This window comes from Flavobacterium sp. KACC 22761 (genome assembly GCF_034058155.1).
Taxonomy (GTDB): Bacteria; Bacteroidota; Bacteroidia; order Flavobacteriales; family Flavobacteriaceae; genus Flavobacterium.
Genome location: NZ_CP139148.1, coordinates 4209618 through 4229118, shown reverse-complemented (window position 1 = coordinate 4229118; position 19501 = coordinate 4209618). Strand labels below are relative to the sequence as shown.

Below are 19501 nucleotides of genomic sequence, written 5' to 3'. Positions count from 1 at the left end.
TTAATAAAATGAAATATAGAAATATAATAACAATCGCCTTCGTTTTCTTTTCACTGGCTTCATGCAGTCAGGATGAAACGTATATTGGAGGTTCGATTTCAGGAGGCAATTCTGAAATAACAAGTGTTTTTCCTGTTCCGCCCGCGCAATGGATGGGCGCAAACGACCCATATTACAGTGCGGGTTATACAGGAGATATTATGCCTTTTTTCGATAACGGAAAATTTCATATTTATTTTTTGCATGATGCACAGAATAAACCTGCTGGAAAAGGATTTCATGATATTCATGAATATCAAAGTACAGATTTGGCACATTTTACTTATGAAGGTCAAACCATTCCATATGGTACAACGCTTGAACCTGATTTTGCTATTGGCACAGGATCAGTTGTCAAAGTGGGCAATCTTTATTATTTCTATTACACAGGGCACAATGAAACTCCGGCTTTTGTACAATCGAATGCAAGAGAAAGTGTGTTATGTGCAACCAGCAGCGATTTGAAAAAATGGACAAAAGTTCCATCTTTTAAAATTACAGCTCCGGCGGGATATTACAACTATGATTTCAGAGATCCGCATGTATTTTATAATGATGAATTGAAAAAATATTCAATGTTAGTGAGTACACAAACAGAACCTGGAAGAAAAGCCGTTTTGTTACATTTTACAAGCGCTGATCCTACATCAGGAAAATGGGATGTTCAAGCTCCAATTTATACCACAACGCCTGAAGATAACTATCTGATGATGGAATGTGCGGATATTTTCAAAATGGGAAGCAATTGGTATTTAATTTTTTCTGAGAATTGGAGTGGCAATAAAGGAACGCATTACAGAATTTCATCATCAATAACTGGTCCATGGACAAAACCGGAAAATGACAGAATTGATGGAGAATACTTTTACGCAGGAAAAACGGCTTCTGACGGAAATAAAAGATATGTTTTTGGATGGAATGCCAGAAAAACGCCTGATAATGATTTAGGAAATAAAGATTGGGCAGGGAATATGGTTATCCATGAATTGATTCAGAATTCAGATGGAACTTTAGGAACTCAATCTCCCAAATCGGTGAAAGATTTATTTTCGAAAAAAAATACTACTGCTGAAGTAGATGCAATTTCAGCGAATGCAACTGCTAACAATGGAACTTATTCTTTATCTGGAGAAACAGAAAAAGCAATGGTTGTTTTTAAAAGCATTGGAAAGAAAATCAAAATAAAAGCAGAAGTTACTTTAACTAAAGCTTCAGGAACAACTGGATTTGTTTTTCATACCAATGATACAGGAAGTTATTATAAAGTGGTTTTGGATATTGCTAATAGTAAAATAAGCGGTTATAATTCGGCTTCGCAGGAAGTAACCCGTTTACCATTTGCATTTCAGACGAATGTAAAATATGATGTTGAAATAATTACTGAAGGAAGTGTTGTCATAGTTTACATAAACGGAAAAGCAGCTCTCACAAATCGCGTTTACGGAAGAGACAAAAATAAATGGGGTTTAATTGCTGAAGGACAAACGAGCACAATCTCAAATCTTCAGATAACCCAACCTGAATAGAAATTAATAATAAAATAATTTTAGAATGAATAACGGAAAAAACCTTAAGGTGGTGGCATACGGAGAAGTGCTTTGGGATGTTTTTGCTAATGAGAAAAAGATTGGAGGAGCACCATTGAATGTAGCACTTCGTATGAAATCGCTTGGTTGTGAAGTGACTATGATAAGCTGTGTTGGAAATGATGAAGACGGAAAAGAGATAAAAAGTCAGGTAAAAAAAATGGGGCTTGAAACCGATACGATTGTAGTTTCAGAAGATTTTCCGACTGGTTTGGTCAACGTAACCTTAAATGAGCGCGGATCGGCAAGTTATGAAATCAGTTACCCGTCTGCATGGGATAAAATTGAATTGAATGATTTGGCGAGGAATTCAGTTGCTAATGCGGATGTTTTAATTTATGGCAGTTTAGTTTGCCGAGATGACGTTTCAAGGCTTTCACTGGAAGAAATGCTGCAAAAAAAAGTCTATAAGGTTTTTGATGTGAATTTAAGAAAACCGCATTATTCTTATGAAATGCTGGAACGCCTCATGCAATCAGCTGATTTTATAAAGTTTAATGATGAGGAATTATTAGAAATTACTGCTGCTATGTCCTCGCCGTTTACAAGTCTGAAAGACAATATGAATTTTATAGCTGAAAAAAGCGAAGTAAAGGGAATGTGTGTAACCAGGGGAAAACACGGAGCTTTGCTGATGTGGGAAGGCCAAATTTATGAAAATGAGGGATATCCTGTTGAAGTAGCTGACACCGTAGGTGCCGGAGATTCATTTCTGGCGGCTTTGATAGCTTCATTATTAAGCGGAAAAGTTCCTCAGCATTCAATTGATTTTGCCTGTGCAGTTGGTGCATTAGTAGCTGAATCACCTGGAGCTAATCCTGAAATTTCGCTTTCCAGAATTGAAAGAATGATGTTAAAAATTAAAATTTAACTTTTATGAAATTTAAATGAGATATGAGTTGTCTAAACAAAAATTCTTGCAGTTAGTCTTCTTAACAATAATTAAGTTTAATATCGCTTATGAGGGGTCTTATGTTTTTTTAAAATTCGAATTTTATTAAATACTGGGTGTTTTTCGAATTTTGTTTAAGTTTTAATTACTTAATTTAAGTATTTGTTTTTTGAAGTAAAGCCTGATATCTTTTAGATATTAGGCTTTTATCGTAATATTATAAAATTTGGAAGCAAATACATGCAGGATATGCACTGGATTTCGGGAAGGTAATATACGACCACAAGAAGGAAGGTAAACTGCTTTTGTATGCAAATAAAACTTTCGGGCGAAGCGTGGCTGGAATTAAAAATAATCAACAATATCTTATATCAGGATGCTAATGGATATGCAAACAAAAACTGGAGAAAAAGTTAAGCTACATTTTTATAATTAGTTAGTGGATTTGCTAAAGAAAAATGTAGATAAAGTTAAGAGCGCATTTTTGGGTTCTAGCGCATCTGCGAATAACTTTTATCTTTAGAATTTTAAACACACCTAAAAATGAACACTAAAGGTCATTGCTATCCAAAGGCCATTATTCTAAAGGCAGTCTATTTCAAGCTTAGGTTTGCTTTAAGCTATCGGGGTGAGGAAGAATTAATGAAAATTAGGGGGGTGATTGTGGATCATGCTACAATCCAAGGCTGCGTTTATAAATTTAAGCCTTTCATTGAATCAGAAATTAAGAAGAGAAAGGTCAAAGTTGGAGCAAGCTGGAGATTGGATGAAACCTATGTAAAATTAAAAGACATTTGGTGTTATTATTACAGGACAGTGGATAAATTAGGCAATGTAAATATCTCAACAATATTATCGAACAGGACTATCGTTTTGTCAAATAGCTGATACAAAACGAATTAGGTTTTAAAAGTTTTTAATCTGCAACAAGAACTCTAAACGGAATTGAAGTTGTGCATATGCTTCGGAAGAATCAGATGATTAGACCGGGATCTCTATATTTAAATCATTCTGTACGCTGGCGGGTTAACTTTTATATCTCCTAAATTCTTAGATTTGATTTTGACAGATACGACAGAACCTAAAAGTATCATTTTAATTGATTTTGTTGCATTTGAAAATGAAATTTTAAAAATCATTAAAAACTGAATACTAATCTCGCTTTATGCCTCAATTTTATTTTTAAAACACCTTGCTATGATTATTATAAGAAAATTACTAGAGTCTTAAATGCTTTGAAGTTTAAAGCATTAGTTTTTTTATTGCTAAGCAGTTATGTTAAATATTGTTTCATTTTATAATTTGCAACATGAAATTGTTGTTGCAACAGTTTTTTTTTTATCTACTTATTTACTTTTGTAAGAAATAACGTTATTGTATAAAAAAATAAAATAATTGCTTACTTACTTTAATTGTAGCCTTAACTGCAAATGATAATGCAAGATATTGCCCAGATGTACTGCCACGTTCTTTAATTCAAAAAATTGCAGCACTGTCATTTATAAAAGTGATTCCGTCGTCTTACATCATATTCTATCTTCTTTCCGCCATCTGATTTTATTCCTATTCGCACTTTTTATTTGCCCGTACTATCAATATGTGCTTTACATGATTTAAGGCTTTATTTTTTTGCAGTTGTGGTACTTATTTTAATGCCATATTGAATAACTGCCAAGGAAAATGTCTAGTTAAATTTTCATTGCCCAAGCCAGATTCCAAATAATAAAATTAAACAGTGATAAATATAAAGTTTGTCGCAAAATTTAGAGAATTGGAAGGTAAGATATTGCTGATCAGCTAAAAATTTGAATCAGGTTAGATAAGCAGTCTGCTTTTGAAATAGATGATTGTTTTAAGTCTTCAATGATATTTTGGTAGATTTTTCTTTGCAGTTAGTTGATAATAGCTAACAAGGAGTGATCAAGCCTGCCCAATATCTGCTTAAAGGATATCCTGATTGTTTGAGTGGTAAAGTTTATAATTTAATATAAAAATAGTTATGAAATCGAAATTTACATTAACTCTAATTTTAATTTTTTTTCTAAGTATTTTTTCCTCTGCGCAAACAGTCTCGGGTACGCCAGGTACAACCGGCTGTTTAGGCGGAGGTACTATCACGGCCAGCAATAATGCAGGATGGGCTTCTCCCCAGTATCAATTGCTTAAAAATAATGTTGTTATTGCACCAATTCCAAATGATCCTGCTCAATTTACGACTAACCCTCTTTTCGAGGCTCTTTCCACAGGGACTTATACGCTTAAAGGGCGCAATACAAGTACAGGTACGATTTTTACAAGCGCAAATATAGCAGTTTCAGACGGTTATACGCCGATGAGCATTGCGACGCCAACTAAAGTTGCCAGCTGTTCTGGAGGATCTGCAGTTTTAACAACTACGGTTACAGGCGGTAAATTACCGATAACCTACAAGATAGCACTGCAGTCTTCTCCTGGTTCAATAATTCAGGATAGCGGTGCCGTAAGCGCTTCTACTTTTGCTTTTAATGCACAGCCTGCAGGCAGTTACATTGTAAGTGCTACAGATGCCTGCGGACAAACTGTCACGGGATCAACAGCTGTCACCAATCCTACCGTAACTGTAAACGATTTTAAATTAGGAATTGGTTACGCATATCCTAAGCACCAGACCTCTTCCTGTTCATCACCGATAATCATTATGGTGGAAGCTGGTTTTCAATATATTTCGAACAGTACTGTTATCTCGGCTGCTGATGCAGCATTGTTTAGATGGAAAATAAAGTTTCAAGGCCAGTTGTATGGAATTGGTACAGACGGAAATGCTGCCGTAGGAGCGGATGGTATTTCACCGCAGACTATAAGTTTTAAAATGCCGCTCGCAGCTACCCGTGAAGACATATACGCAGACATTAATAATATGAGGGTAGTGCTGATGGATCAGTGCGGCAACACAAAAGAATTTCCAATCAGGCACGTATATAATGGAGGAACCATAACTACATCTAATTGTGGAGGAACTGGCTTACTGAGCGTTAGAGCCAATTTGTTGACCTGCCTTCCGATGGATATGGTTTTTACCAATACTGCCGATCCTTCCGATGTAATTACACAGACATTGTCAAGTATTCCTGCGACCTTAAGCGGTTTTACGGCAGGAGCCACTTATAATTTTACCTACATTGATGCAGCGGGAAATACAACTGGAAATTTTTTAGGTAATCCCTCATCTCAAATTAATATTCCCGCTGAGCCTTCATTTACACCTTCACAATTTTTGTCAGCTGTACAGCCTAATTTAAATGTGCTGGGGTATGGTTTGCTGATACTTTCCAATACTCCTTATCAAATAGGGGATGTACTGACTTATACTGTAACAGCATCCAGCAATCCTTTGGTGCCCTTGGGAACAACGGGCAGCGTGACATTAAATTCGACAGGCAATGCTACACTTCCAAGAGTAAATCCGACAGATCCAGTTGGATATTGGCCAAAAGGGAATTATACGCTTAGCATAACAGGTCCCTGCGGTACGAAATCCATGAATGCAGTTGTACAGGGGTATGTTGCAACCCTTTCAGCTGGCACAATGACACCGGTCTGCGGAGGTTTTAATTATACAATGAAAGGTAATTTCGATGTAGCCAGTGCTTATCAGGTCATTATCGTTTCAGGGCCTTCAAATGTGGGGCAGGTAAGAGATTTAGCCAGTACAACGGCATCACTCCCGTTTAATGGCTTGAATTATGGCACCTACGTTTTTGGGTTGCGCATTAAGGGAGGCAATACCAATGTACTGACTGAAACAATTACCTATGATGCAAGCAATACTGTCAAGGTAGACAGAAGTAATACCGGAGGTTTTGTCTGTAGTGACGGCGCGGCTGACGGAATACTTACAATTTCGGCCACTAGTATTTCACCAGCTCCCAATAATGAATTGTCGTATGCTTTAAGCACAGATGGAGGGGCAACATATGGGGCTTTTCAAAGCTCAAACCAATTTACAGCACTGAGCAAAGGAACTTATTATTTCAAAGTACAGGATGGATGCGGAAATGTTGTAACACAGTCAGCACAAATTGGTGTGGCAAGTGCACCGACGGCATCTGCAAATGGTTTGAACAATCCAACATTATGCAAATTAAATTCAGGCACCATTCAATTAGATGTTGATATATCTGGTGCAGCTTCCTATTTATGGACTGGTCCAGGAATCAATTCAGGAAATCAAAATTTAAAAAGCCCTGCTGTCAGCTACACTGATCTTAGTGCAGGAGTAAATAATTACACTTGCGCTGTGACTGTCGGAGCGCCTTGCAATACTACCAACACCGCCGGCTTAGTTATAACTTTAAATCCCTTGCCAACACTTGTTATTAATAATCCTGCTGCAGTATGTTCGCCTAGTACAGTAAATCTTACAGATGCAGCTGTAACGGCAGGGAGCACAGCAGGTGTTACATTTACTTATTTTACTGATTCGGCAGGCACAGTTGCTCTTGCCAATTCTGAGGCAGTTGCCGCCAGTGGCACTTATTACATTAAGGCTACGAACGCGGAAGGATGTTCTGCAATCCAGCCTGTAACGGTAACGGTCAATCCGGTGCCAACAGTGGTCACCACAGCCCCGCCTAAAGTATGTGCAGGCACACCAGTCGACCTGACTGCATCGTCAGTAACCGCTGGAAGTACAGCAGGCCTTACCTATACTTATTTTACTGATGCAGCAGGAACATCAGTTCTTGATACGCCAAGTGCAGTAACAGCAGGGGGGACTTATTATATAAAAGGAACAACTGCATCTGGATGTTCGGCAATTAAGGCTGTAGCAGTTTCATTTAATCCGAGCCCTACAGTGGTAACAGCGGCTCCGCCAGCAGTGTGTTCAGGTACATCAGTTAACCTTACTGCACCATCAGTAACTGCTGGAAGCACTGCAAATCTAACGTTTACTTACTTTACAGATGCGGCTGCTACAGCAGTTCTCGCTTCGCCAAGCGCAGTGACGACAAGCGGAACTTATTACATTAAAGGAACAACTGCAGCTGGGTGTTCGGCAATACAGGGTGTGGCTGTAACAATTAACCCGACTCCCACATTAGTTACCAATGCTCCTGCGGCAGTATGTTCGGGGACCTCAGTTGATTTGACTGCTCCGGCAGTAACTGCTGGAAGTACTCCAAACCTTACGTTTGCTTATTTCACAGATGCTGCAGGGACAATTGCACTTGGTGCGCCTGGTGCAGTTACAGCTGGCGGAACCTATTACATAAAAGGAACAACTGCGGCAGGATGTTCCGCAATCAAGGCTGTGACTGTATCTGTTAATCCCATTCCAGTATTAGCAATCACTGACCCTGATCCCGTCTGCGCAGGAACTGCTGTAGATCTTACCTTGCCTGCAGTAACCGCTGGCAGCTCGGCAAATTTGACTTTTACCTATTTTACAGATGCCGCAGGTGCTAACGCATTGGCCAATCCCGCTGCAGTCACAATTCCAGGCACGTATTATATAAAAGGAACAGATACTGTTGCAGGATGCGATTCAGCTATAAAACCGGTCGCAGTAAGCAACTTGGCGCCGGCAGATACAAGTCTGACATATCCTGGCGGTCCCTTCTGCGGATCTGGAACAGTATTGCCAGATCTGATAGTCACATGGTCAGCCCCTCCAGATCCCGTATTGCGCCGCCACAGGCTGACAGGATCCAATCTTCTCGGCGCATCACATGCATTCACATTCACCTCGACAGCCGGTCTGGTTATAAATCCCAATAGCGGTGAGATTGATTTGGCGGCAAGTACTCCAGGTACATATACTGTAAATGTTGTTGCCTCATATTCATTTGCACCGTGTCCGTCTAGCGCTGCAGCAACAATAACTATAAATCCGCTGCCAACTGTTGCAATTACCAATCCGGCAGCAGTGTGCTCACCAGCAGCCGTAGACCTTACCTCAGCAGCTGTGACTGCAGGAAGCACACCAAGTTTAACTTATTCCTATTTTAGCGATGCAGCAGGGACGCAGCCTCTGGCTGATGCAACTGCGGTCACAGCAAGCGATACTTATTATATAAAGGGAACTGATCCTGCTACAGGCTGTTCTTCAATCAGCCCAGTAGCTGTAGAAGTCAACCTGCAGCCTGACGCTTCATTTACCTATGATGCAATCAATAACGCAAATGACGAGTATACGTTTACACCAATCTCTGCTGCCACAGATATTACTTATAGCTGGGATTTCGGAGACGGAGGAACTTCTTCTGCAGCTGTTCCAACACATCAGTATGATTTACAGGGCACTTATATTATAACGCTCACCGCTACCAATCTCAATGGCTGCACTGACGTCACAACTGAAACTATTTTCATAAGCAAAAATCCGAATGTGACAGCAGACATTTCGGTGTTTCCTGCCAATGAATGCCTTATTGGAAATGCGTTTGAATTTACAAGTGCCTCGATCATAGCATCGGGCTATTCGCTGACAGGCCTCATTTGGGATTTTGGCGATGGTACACCGGTAAGCACTGCGTTGAATCCAATTCATAATTATACAGCAGCAGGCACTTATGTTGTAAATCTGCAGGCTACGGTCAGTAATGGCGTCAATACTTTTTCCGATAATGCCACGAGTTCTGTTCTGGTAATCGCCACGCCTGCAGTAACCATTACCAATCCGTTGGCAGTATGTTCTGGTACTCCTATTGATTTGACCGCACCGGCAATAACCTCTGGAAGCACATCAAACCTTACCTTTGCTTATTTTACAGATGCCGCCGGAACAGTGGCCCTCGCCAATCCAGATGCAGTAACAGCAACAGGGACTTATTATATAAAGGGAACAACTCCTGAGGGGTGTTCTGCGATAAGTCCGGTGCAGGTAACCATCAATCCGCTGCCTGTTGTAACAATCAACAATCCGCCAGCAGTATGCGAGGGCACTACAGTAGATATTACAGCAGCAGCAGTAACTTCTGGCAGTACCGCTAATTTGGCATATAGCTATTTTATTGATCAGGATGGGACGCAAACCTTGGATGGGGCAGATGCCATAACAACAAGCGGTATTTTTTACATTAAGGGAACAACTCCTGAAGGATGTTCGTCAATCAGTCCCGTGCAGGTAACCGTAACCCCAACACCATTTGTAGTTGTCAACAGTCCATCGGCAGTCTGTGCGGGTACGGCAGTTGATCTGACAGCGCCGGATATAACAGCGGGCAGCACATCGGGACTATCGTTTGCTTATTTCAGTGATGTGGCTGCCACGCAGCCTTTAGTCAATGCAAACGCTGTGACAGCAAGCGGCACTTATTATATTCAGGGAACAACACCCGGAGGATGCTCAGCGATTACTCCGGTACAGGTAACGATCAACCCAGCTCCATCTTTAGTGATTGACAACCCGCCAGCGGTTTGTTCGGACACAGTTGATTTGACGGCTCTGTCCGTCACAGCTGGAAGTACAGCCAATCTGAGCTTTACTTATTTTACAGATGTTGCAGGCACAATAGTCCTTGACGATGCAGATACAGTAACGGCAAGCGGCATTTATTATATAAAAGCAACGACATCAGAAGGATGCTCAGCAATAGGCCCTGTCACGGTAACAATTGATCCGACTCCCACAGTTACAATAACACCACCGCCAGCAGAATGTTCCGGGGTACCAGTTGACTTGACCGCAGCGTCAGTAACGGCAGGAAGCACACCGAACCTGACATTTGCTTATTTTACTGATGCTGCCGGCACTGCAGCTTTTGCCAATCCAGATGCAGTAACAGCAGGCGGCACCTACTACATAAAAGGAACAACACCAGAGGGATGTTCTGCAATCAGTCCTGTTTTGGTAACTATTAACCCAATACCGGTTGTAAGTGTGACTGATCCTGCACCTGTATGCGAGGGCACTATCGTAGATATTACTGTGGCAGAAGTAACCGCAGGAAGCACACCCAATCTGACCTTTACTTATTTTACAGACGCCGCAGGCACCGTAGCACTTGACAATGCAGAAGGAGTAACGACAAGCGGTATTTATTACATAAAAGGAACAACACCAGAAGGATGCTCAGCAATCCAGCCTGTAACGGTAACGGTTTATCCGACCCCTATAGTGGTAACGTCCGATCCATCAGCAGTATGTTCAGGCACAACAGTAGATTTGACAGCGCCCTCAGTAACTGCTGGAAGCACCGCAAATCTGACTTTTACTTATTTTACAGATGCTGAAGCTACAACAGTTCTTGTTAGCCCCGAGGCAGTAGCAGAAGGCGGTACTTATTATATAAAAGGGACAACACCAGAAGGATGTTCAGCAATGCAATATGTTGTGGTAACTATTGATCCTATACCTTCTGTAAACATTACTAACCCGCCAGCAGTATGTTCAGGTATTCCAGTTGACTTGACTGAACCGACAGTTACAACAGGAAGTACACCAAATCTGACCTTTACTTATTTTACTGATGCTGCAGGCAGTGTTGTACTTTCTAATCCAGCTTCAGTCACAACAGAGGGTACTTATTATATCAAAGGAACTACACCAGAGGGCTGTTATGCGATCAGTCCGGTGCATGTAACCATCAATCCAATACCGACAGTAACTGTTACCAACCCGCCAGCAGTATGTTCAGGGACATCGGTTGACCTTACTGCGGCATCCATAACAGCGGGAAGCACATCCGGGCTGGCCTTCACTTATTTTAGCGATTCGGCAGCAACCACCTTGCTGTCCAATCCGTCTTCAGTAACCGCAGGAGGCACCTATTACATACAAGGAACCACTCCACAGGGATGTTCTGCAATCCAGAGCGTAGCGGTGACGGTTTACCCGACACCTGTTGTAACCATCACCAACCCGGCAGCTGTTTGTTCTGGCACCTCGGTCGACCTGACCTTGCCTGCAATAACCTCTGGAAGCACAGCAAATCTGACGTTTGCTTATTTCAGCGATGCGGCAGGAACACAGCCTCTTGCCAATGCCAATGCCATCACAGCGTCTGGCACTTATTATATAAAGGGAACAACGGCAGAGGGATGTTCAGATACCAAGCCAGTTCAGGTAACCATCAATCCGGCACCGGTTTTAGCAATCACCAACCCAGCAGCAGTATGTTCGGGTACAGCAGTTGATCTGACCGTACCGGCAGTAACCTCTGGAAGTACAGCAAATCTGACGTTTGCTTATTTCAGCGATGCTGCAGTAACGCAGCCTCTGGCCAATGCCAATGCCATCACAGCGTCTGGCACTTATTATATAAAGGGAACAACGGCAGAAGGATGTTCAGATACCAAGCCAGTTCAGGTAACGATCAATCCAATGCCGATTGTATCAATCACCAACCCAGCAGCAGTATGTTCTGGCACCTCGGTCGACCTGACCTTGCCGGCAATAATCTCTGGAAGCACAGCAAATCTGGTATATTCCTATTTCAGCGATGCGGCAGGCACCCAGCCTCTGGCCAATGCCAATTCCATCACAGCAAGTGATACTTATTACATTCAGGGGACTGACCCTGCCACAGGATGTTCTTCGATCAGCCCGGTAAACGTCGTGGTCAATCCCCAGCCGGATGCATCATTTACCTATGATGCCATCAATAACGCAAATGACCAGTATACCTTTACCCCAATTTCTGCTGGAACGGGTATTAGCTATAGCTGGGATTTCGGCGATGGCAGCACTTCTTCAGCAGCTATTCCAACGCACCAGTATGACGTTGCGGGCAGCTATACAGTAGCCCTGACAGTCAGTAACGGCTATGGCTGTACGGCAGCCAAAAGCGAGTCTATTTCGATAACCAAAAATCCGAATGTGGCCGCTGACATTTCGGTGTATCCTGCCAATGAGTGCCTTGTAGGAAATGCGTTTGAATTTACCAGCGCCTCTACTATAGCAGCAGGCTATTCCTTGACAGGCCTGGTTTGGGATTTCGGTGATGGAACCGCCCTAAGCACTGATCAGGCCCCTACACATAGTTATGCGGCGGCAGGCACTTATGTTGTCAGCCTGCAGGCTACCGTGAGCAATGGAGTCAATACATTTTCTGATAATGCGACAAGCTCTGTTGTTGTAACCCCAACACCCGCAGTAGTGATTACCAGCCCGGCGGCAGTATGCTCAGGCACGACAGTAGATCTTACCGCGGCGGCGGTAACCGCTGGAAGCACGGCAGACCTGACTTATGCTTATTTTACAGATGCGGCGGGCACTATTGCTCTTGCCAATGCAGATGCAGTAGCCACAGGGGGCACCTATTACATAAAAGGAACAACTGCAGCGGGATGTTCAAATATGAAGCCAGTGCAGGTAATCATCAATCCGGCACCGGTTTTAGCAATCACCAACCCAGCAGCAGTATGTTCTGGCACCTCGATCGACCTGACCTTGCCTGCAATAACCTTTGGAAGCACAGCAAATCTGACGTTTGCTTATTTCAGCGATGCGGCAGGAACACAGCCTCTTGCCAATGCCAATGCCATCACAGCGTCTGGCACTTATTATATAAAGGGAACAACGGCAGAGGGATGTTCAGATACCAAGCCAGTTCAGGTAACCATCAATCCGGCACCGATTGTATCAATCACCAACCCTGCAGCAGTATGTTCGGGTACAGCAGTTGATCTGACCGTACCGGCAGTAACCTCTGGAAGTACAGCAAATCTGACGTTTGCTTATTTCAGCGATGCTACAGCTACAACAGTTCTTGCCAACGCAAATGCAGTAACCAGCAGCGGTATTTATTATATAAAGGGAACAACGGCAGAAGGATGTTCAGATACCAAGCCAGTTCAGGTAACGATCAATCCAATGCCGATTGTATCAATCACCAACCCAGCAGCAGTATGTTCTGGCACCTCGGTCGACCTGACCTTGCCGGCAATAATCTCTGGAAGCACAGCAAATCTGGTATATTCCTATTTCAGCGATGCGGCAGGCACCCAGCCTCTGGCCAATGCCAATTCCATCACAGCAAGTGATACTTATTACATTCAGGGGACTGACCCTGCCACAGGATGTTCTTCGATCAGCCCGGTAAACGTCGTGGTCAATCCCCAGCCGGATGCATCATTTACCTATGATGCCATCAATAACGCAAATGACCAGTATACCTTTACCCCAATTTCTGCTGGAACGGGTATTAGCTATAGCTGGGATTTCGGCGATGGCAGCACTTCTTCAGCAGCTATTCCAACGCACCAGTATGACGTTGCGGGCAGCTATACAGTAGCCCTGACAGTCAGTAACGGCTATGGCTGTACGGCAGCCAAAAGCGAGTCTATTTCGATAACCAAAAATCCGAATGTGGCCGTTGACATTTCGGTGTATCCTGCCAATGAGTGCCTTGTAGGAAATGCGTTTGAATTTACCAGCGCCTCTACTATAGCAGCAGGCTATTCCTTGACAGGCCTGGTTTGGGATTTCGGTGATGGAACCGCCCTAAGCACTGATCAGGCCCCTACACATAGTTATGCGGCGGCAGGCACTTATGTTGTCAGCCTGCAGGCTACCGTGAGCAATGGAGTCAATACATTTTCTGATAATGCGACAAGCTCTGTTGTTGTAACCCCAACACCCGCAGTAGTGATTACCAGCCCGGTGGCAGTATGCTCAGGCACGACAGTAGATCTTACCGCGGCGGCGGTAACCGCTGGAAGCACGGCAGACCTGACTTATGCTTATTTTACAGATGCGGCGGGCACTATTGCTCTTGCCAATGCAGATGCAGTAGCCACAGGGGGCACCTATTACATAAAAGGAACAACTGCAGCGGGATGTTCAAATATGAAGCCAGTGCAGGTAACCATCAATCCGGCACCGGTTTTAGCAATCACCAACCCAGCAGCAGTATGTTCTGGCACCTCGGTCGACCTGACCTTGCCTGCAATAACCTCTGGAAGCACAGCAAATCTGACGTTTGCTTATTTCAGCGATGCGGCAGGAACACAGCCTCTTGCCAATGCCAATGCCATCACAGCGTCTGGCACTTATTATATAAAGGGAACAACGGCAGAGGGATGTTCAGATACCAAGCCAGTTCAGGTAACCATCAATCCAGCACCGATTGTATCAATCACCAACCCTGCAGCAGTATGTTCGGGTACAGCAGTTGATCTGACCGTACCGGCAGTAACCTCTGGAAGTACAGCAAATCTGACGTTTGCTTATTTCAGCGATGCTACAGCTACAACAGTTCTTGCCAACGCAAATGCAGTAACCAGCAGCGGTATTTATTATATAAAGGGAACAACGGCAGAAGGATGTTCAGCAGTCAAGGCTGTAATTGTAACCATAAACGCATTACCAAAAGAGCCGATTATCAGCTTATCAGGACAAGCATCAATATGTGCAGGCAACAGTACAACAATCAGCGCATCAGGCACAGGAATTTTTCAGTGGTATAAAGATGGCACTGCAATCATTGGAGCTGTAAATTCCTCTTATGTGATAGCAGAGGCATCAGCTTCTGATGCGGGAACTTACAGTGCTGTGGTAAGTAATGGAATATGCACTTCAATGCAAAGCAATTTAATTACATTGAATGTAGATAATTGTCCTGCTGTATTTACCTTAGTGAAAACAGTACTTGATTCAGATGGAGACGGCAAAGCGCAGGCCAATGAAGAATTAACTTATAGGCTTACCGTTAAAAATACAGGAAGTGCCAAAATCGCCGCTGTAACAATTAGAGATGCCGTACCGGCAAATACAATTTATGTAAGCGGGGGGACACTTACAGATGGAATAGTCATTTTTACGGCCACCAATTTGGGAGTTGGCATGATCCAAAGTTTCAGCTTTAAAGTTAAGACAGCGTCAGATCTTAAAGGTCTCACAACGATTGCAAACCTTGCCACAGCATCAGCAGATGAGGGCCCGGAGGTGCCTTCTAAACCGGAAGATCCTAATAATCCTGGGAATCCAGATCCTTCATGTACCAATCCTGCAGGCTGTTCGACCGATTTGCCGACAGACAATATCTCTGGCATTTCGCTTGCCAAACACGGAACCTATGTGGATGGGAACGGTAACGGAAAAATTGATATCGGCGACAGAATAGAATATTCTTTTACAGTGATGAATATTGGAAGCACAATATTGACCAACATTATCATACTTGATGATAATGCCGCTGTAGCAGGTGGACCTTTGCCTTCATTAGCCCCAGATGTGGCAGATACCTCGGCATTTACAGCCGTTCATATGGTAACGCAGGCTGATCTTGATAGAGCAGTAGTCTACAACCTTGCAAAAGCAATAGGTAAAGATCCTAAAGGAAATGATGTAACTGCAATATCAACTGATCCGCTGCCATGTACCGCATGTCCGGCAGATCCCCTTTGTCCAACCTGCACCATTACCCCATTGGCCGCAGAATCAGGCATCGCGGTAATCAAGAAAGCTGTTGTAATAGATGAGAACAGCAACGGATTTGCCGAAGAAGGAGAGACAATCAGGTATAATTTTGAGGTTAAAAACACGGGGAATACGACCTTGACAAATGTATTCATAACGGATAATTTACCTGCAATAGTGCTGTCCGGCAGCCCAATCACTTTAGCGCCGCAGGAGATTAATGCAACAAATTTCAGCGCCGTGTATGTAATTACACGCGCTGATATCGATGCAGGATCAGTCACTAACCAGGCCTTGGCAGAAGGGACGGCGCCTTCGGGAGAAAAAGTAAATGCCCTCTCTGACGATGAAAATTTTGTAGATGATAATCCAACGGTGGTTGATGTTGTTAACTGTGTCATAGAAGTGTTTAATGCTGTCTCTCCAAATGGTGACGGAATTAATGACGAATTCCAGATCCAGGGATTGGAGTGCTATCCGAATAATAGTGTTGAGATTTATAACCGCTGGGGAGTAAAAGTCTTCGAGACCTCGGGTTATGGGTCAAACAGAAACATATTCCAGGGATATTCAGACGCAAGGACAACAATCTCAAGAGGTGACCGCCTGCCGGATGGAACTTATTTCTACACTCTGAAATATCAGGATGAAACGTCAAATAGGACGCAGGAGAAATCGGGTTATCTGTATATAAAAAATTAAATTATAAGGAGCTTTTATCCTTTTATAATCTAAAGACATATGAAAACAAAGTTTTTTTCATTCATTTTAATTTTGACGTCAATTGCAGGGTACAGCCAGCAGGATTCCCAGTTTACGCAGTACATGTACAATACGATCAATATCAATCCAGCGTATGCGGGATCACGAGGAGCTTTAAGTATTTTTGGATTATACCGCACCCAGTGGGTTGGCTTGGATGGAGCCCCCGAGACAAGCAGCTTTTCCATCAATACGCCAATTAATAACAGCAGAGTTGGCGTTGGACTTTCTTTGGTAAATGATAAAATAGGCCCCACAAATGAGAATAATATATCGGCAGATGTATCTTATACCATACAGACTTCGCCCGATTTCAAGCTTTCTTTTGGTATAAAGGGTACAGCCAATATCTTTAATCTTGATGTCAACAAACTGAATCCCGCAGATCAGGGAGACCCGCAGTTTCAAGACCTTCAGAACAAGTTTTCTCCCAATGTGGGAGCAGGGGTTTACTGGCATTCTGACAAGGCTTATATAGGGCTTTCGGTTCCTAATTTCATCGAAACCAACAGGTACGATGATAATGATGTTGCCATTTATAAGGACAAAATCAATTATTATTTAATGGGGGGCTATGTCTTTAATCTTGATAAGTACCAGTATTATAAATTCAAACCTGCTATACTGGCCAAAATGGTAGAAGGAGCGCCGCTACAGGTTGATATTTCTGCCAATTTTATGTTTATTGACAGATTTGTAGTCGGAGCTGCCTACAGATGGAGCGCCTCATTAAGTGCAATGGTCGGGTTTCAAATCACCGACGGACTCTATTTGGGTTATGGCTATGACCGCGAAACCACACATCTGAATAATTATAATTCAGGATCACATGAGATATTCCTGCGTTACGAATTCTTCTCAAACAAAGGCAAAATGACAACTCCTCGTTTCTTCTAAAAAAAAGATCATGAAAAATTATACAATCCTCTGCTTAATAATACTCAATTTTTTTTGCGGTTATTCGCAAGAATCCAAAGTAAAATCGGGTGATAAAAAATATGATGGCTACGCCTATATAGATGCTATAAAAACGTATGAAAAAGTAGCCGACAAAGGTTACAAATCCGAGGATCTGTTCAAAAAACTAGGCAATTCCTATTACTTTAATTCACAATTTGAAGATGCCACTAAATGGTACGGCGAGCTATTTGCGCTCAATCCAACACCCGAAGCCGAGTATTATTACCGATATGCACAATCTTTAAAATCAGCTGGACAAACCGACAAAGCCAATGCCATCCTGAATGAATTCAGCACTAAATATAAAAACGATTCCAGAGCAAAACTTTACACAGCAAACACCAATTATTTAGATCAGATTAAAGCCAATTCTGGTCGCTATAAAATTGAAGATGCCGGTATAAACTCCAAATATTCTGATTACGGAAGTTTTATTTACAACAATAAAATCTACTTTGCATCTGCCAGAGACACTGGAAACTTCACCCAAAGAAAACACAAATGGACAGGAGAATATTTTACCAATATTTACAATGCTGGAATTGATCCTTCGACTGGAGCTGCATCTAAAGTGAATAAAATCAAATCGCTGTTGAACAGCCGTTTCCACGAATCTACGATTGTATTTACCAAGGATGGAAAAACAGCTTATTTTACCCGAAATAATTTTATAAATGGCAAAAAAGGAAAAGATGAAAATGATATTACGCTAGTAAAACTTTACAAAGCTGATTTTGTTAATGAAAAATTCAGCAACATTGCTCCTCTTCCCTTCACAAGCGATAATTACAGTACGGCTCAGCCTGCCTTAAGTCCCGACGAGAAAACGCTATATTTTGCATCAGATATGCCTGGCACAATTGGCCAGTCAGACATTTATAAAGTAAGCATTAAAGGCAATAACAGCTTTGGAATTCCTGAGAATCTTGGCACCTCAATTAATACCGAAGGCAAAGAAACCTTTCCATACGTAACTAGCGAAAACGAAATTTATTTTGCTTCAGACGGACATCCTGGACTTGGCGGTTTGGATGTTTTTGTGGGACAGATTCAATCTGATGGAAGCGTCACCGATATTCAGAATCTTGGAAATGACATAAATTCTCCAAAAGATGATTTTGCTTACATCATAGATCCTATTACCAGAAGAGGTTATTTCAGCTCTAATAAAGATGGCGGACAGGGTTCTGATGATGTTTACAAATTTACAGAAACACGCGTATTAAAATGCTTTCAGGAGCTTAATGGCGTCATAACCGATTCTAAAAGTGGTGTGGTATTGCCCGGAACTGATTTGATTTTGTATGAAAACCAAAAAATTGTAAAATCGACTATTTCAAACTCTAACGGAGAATATGCGTTTACTGTAGAATGTGACAAGACTTACACAGTTAGAGCTCAAAAAATCGAATATGAAACAAAAGAAGAAATGGTGACTATCGGAAAAGTTTCTGGACAAACTCATCTTCCTATTGCATTGGATAAAGCGATCTGCAAGGTTACAGTTGGCGATGACTTGGGAAAATGTTTTGACATAAAAATGATTTATTTTGATTTGGATAAATACGATATCCGCACTGAAGCCGCCATAGATTTAGAAAAAATATTAGATGTTCTAAACCTACATCCAACTATGAAACTTGATATTCGCTCTCATACCGATAGCAGGGCATCACACAAGTACAACCTAAGATTATCTGACCAGAGAGCAAAATCTACTTTAAACTGGCTTGTTAAAAATGGAGTTGCCAAAAACCGTTTAACAGCCAAAGGATATGGTGAAACGCAATTGGTAAACAACTGCTCAGATGGTGTAAATTGCACCGAAGAAGAGCATCAAATGAATCGAAGAAGCGAGTTTGTTATTACTTTCTTATAATATTGTTCCGTATATTTATTGTTGTTGGATGTGCTAACTTA

The 19501-nt window shown here is 42.2% G+C and carries 5 protein-coding genes and 1 pseudogene; all 6 read left to right on the top strand.

Going from position 1 to position 19501, the window contains the following annotated elements:
- The first annotated feature begins 8 nt into the window (after positions 1-8).
- The 6 genes and pseudogenes from SCB73_RS18290 to SCB73_RS18265 all read left to right on the top strand — a co-directional run bounded on the left by SCB73_RS18290 (position 9) and on the right by SCB73_RS18265 (position 19460).
- Positions 9-1565, top strand: coding sequence for a glycoside hydrolase family 32 protein (locus tag SCB73_RS18290; protein WP_320567620.1), 1557 nt, complete (start codon positions 9-11; stop codon positions 1563-1565).
- Between the two features lie 25 nt (positions 1566-1590).
- A complete protein-coding gene (locus SCB73_RS18285) occupies positions 1591-2496 on the top strand; it encodes a carbohydrate kinase family protein (RefSeq protein ID WP_320567619.1) in 906 nt (301 codons plus the stop codon).
- A gap of 564 nt (positions 2497-3060) precedes the next feature.
- Positions 3061-3547, top strand: a pseudogene (locus SCB73_RS18280) (IS6 family transposase).
- Positions 3548-4516: 969 nt separating this feature from the next.
- Positions 4517-16561 (top strand): Ig-like domain-containing protein, encoded by a 12045-nt coding sequence (locus SCB73_RS18275; RefSeq protein ID WP_320567618.1) that lies wholly within the window; start codon positions 4517-4519, stop codon positions 16559-16561.
- A gap of 39 nt (positions 16562-16600) precedes the next feature.
- Positions 16601-17518 (top strand): PorP/SprF family type IX secretion system membrane protein, encoded by a 918-nt coding sequence (locus SCB73_RS18270; RefSeq protein WP_320567617.1) that lies wholly within the window; start codon positions 16601-16603, stop codon positions 17516-17518.
- Between the two features lie 10 nt (positions 17519-17528).
- Positions 17529-19460 (top strand): OmpA family protein, encoded by a 1932-nt coding sequence (locus SCB73_RS18265; protein ID WP_320567616.1) that lies wholly within the window; start codon positions 17529-17531, stop codon positions 19458-19460.
- The last annotated feature ends 41 nt before the right edge of the window (positions 19461-19501 follow it).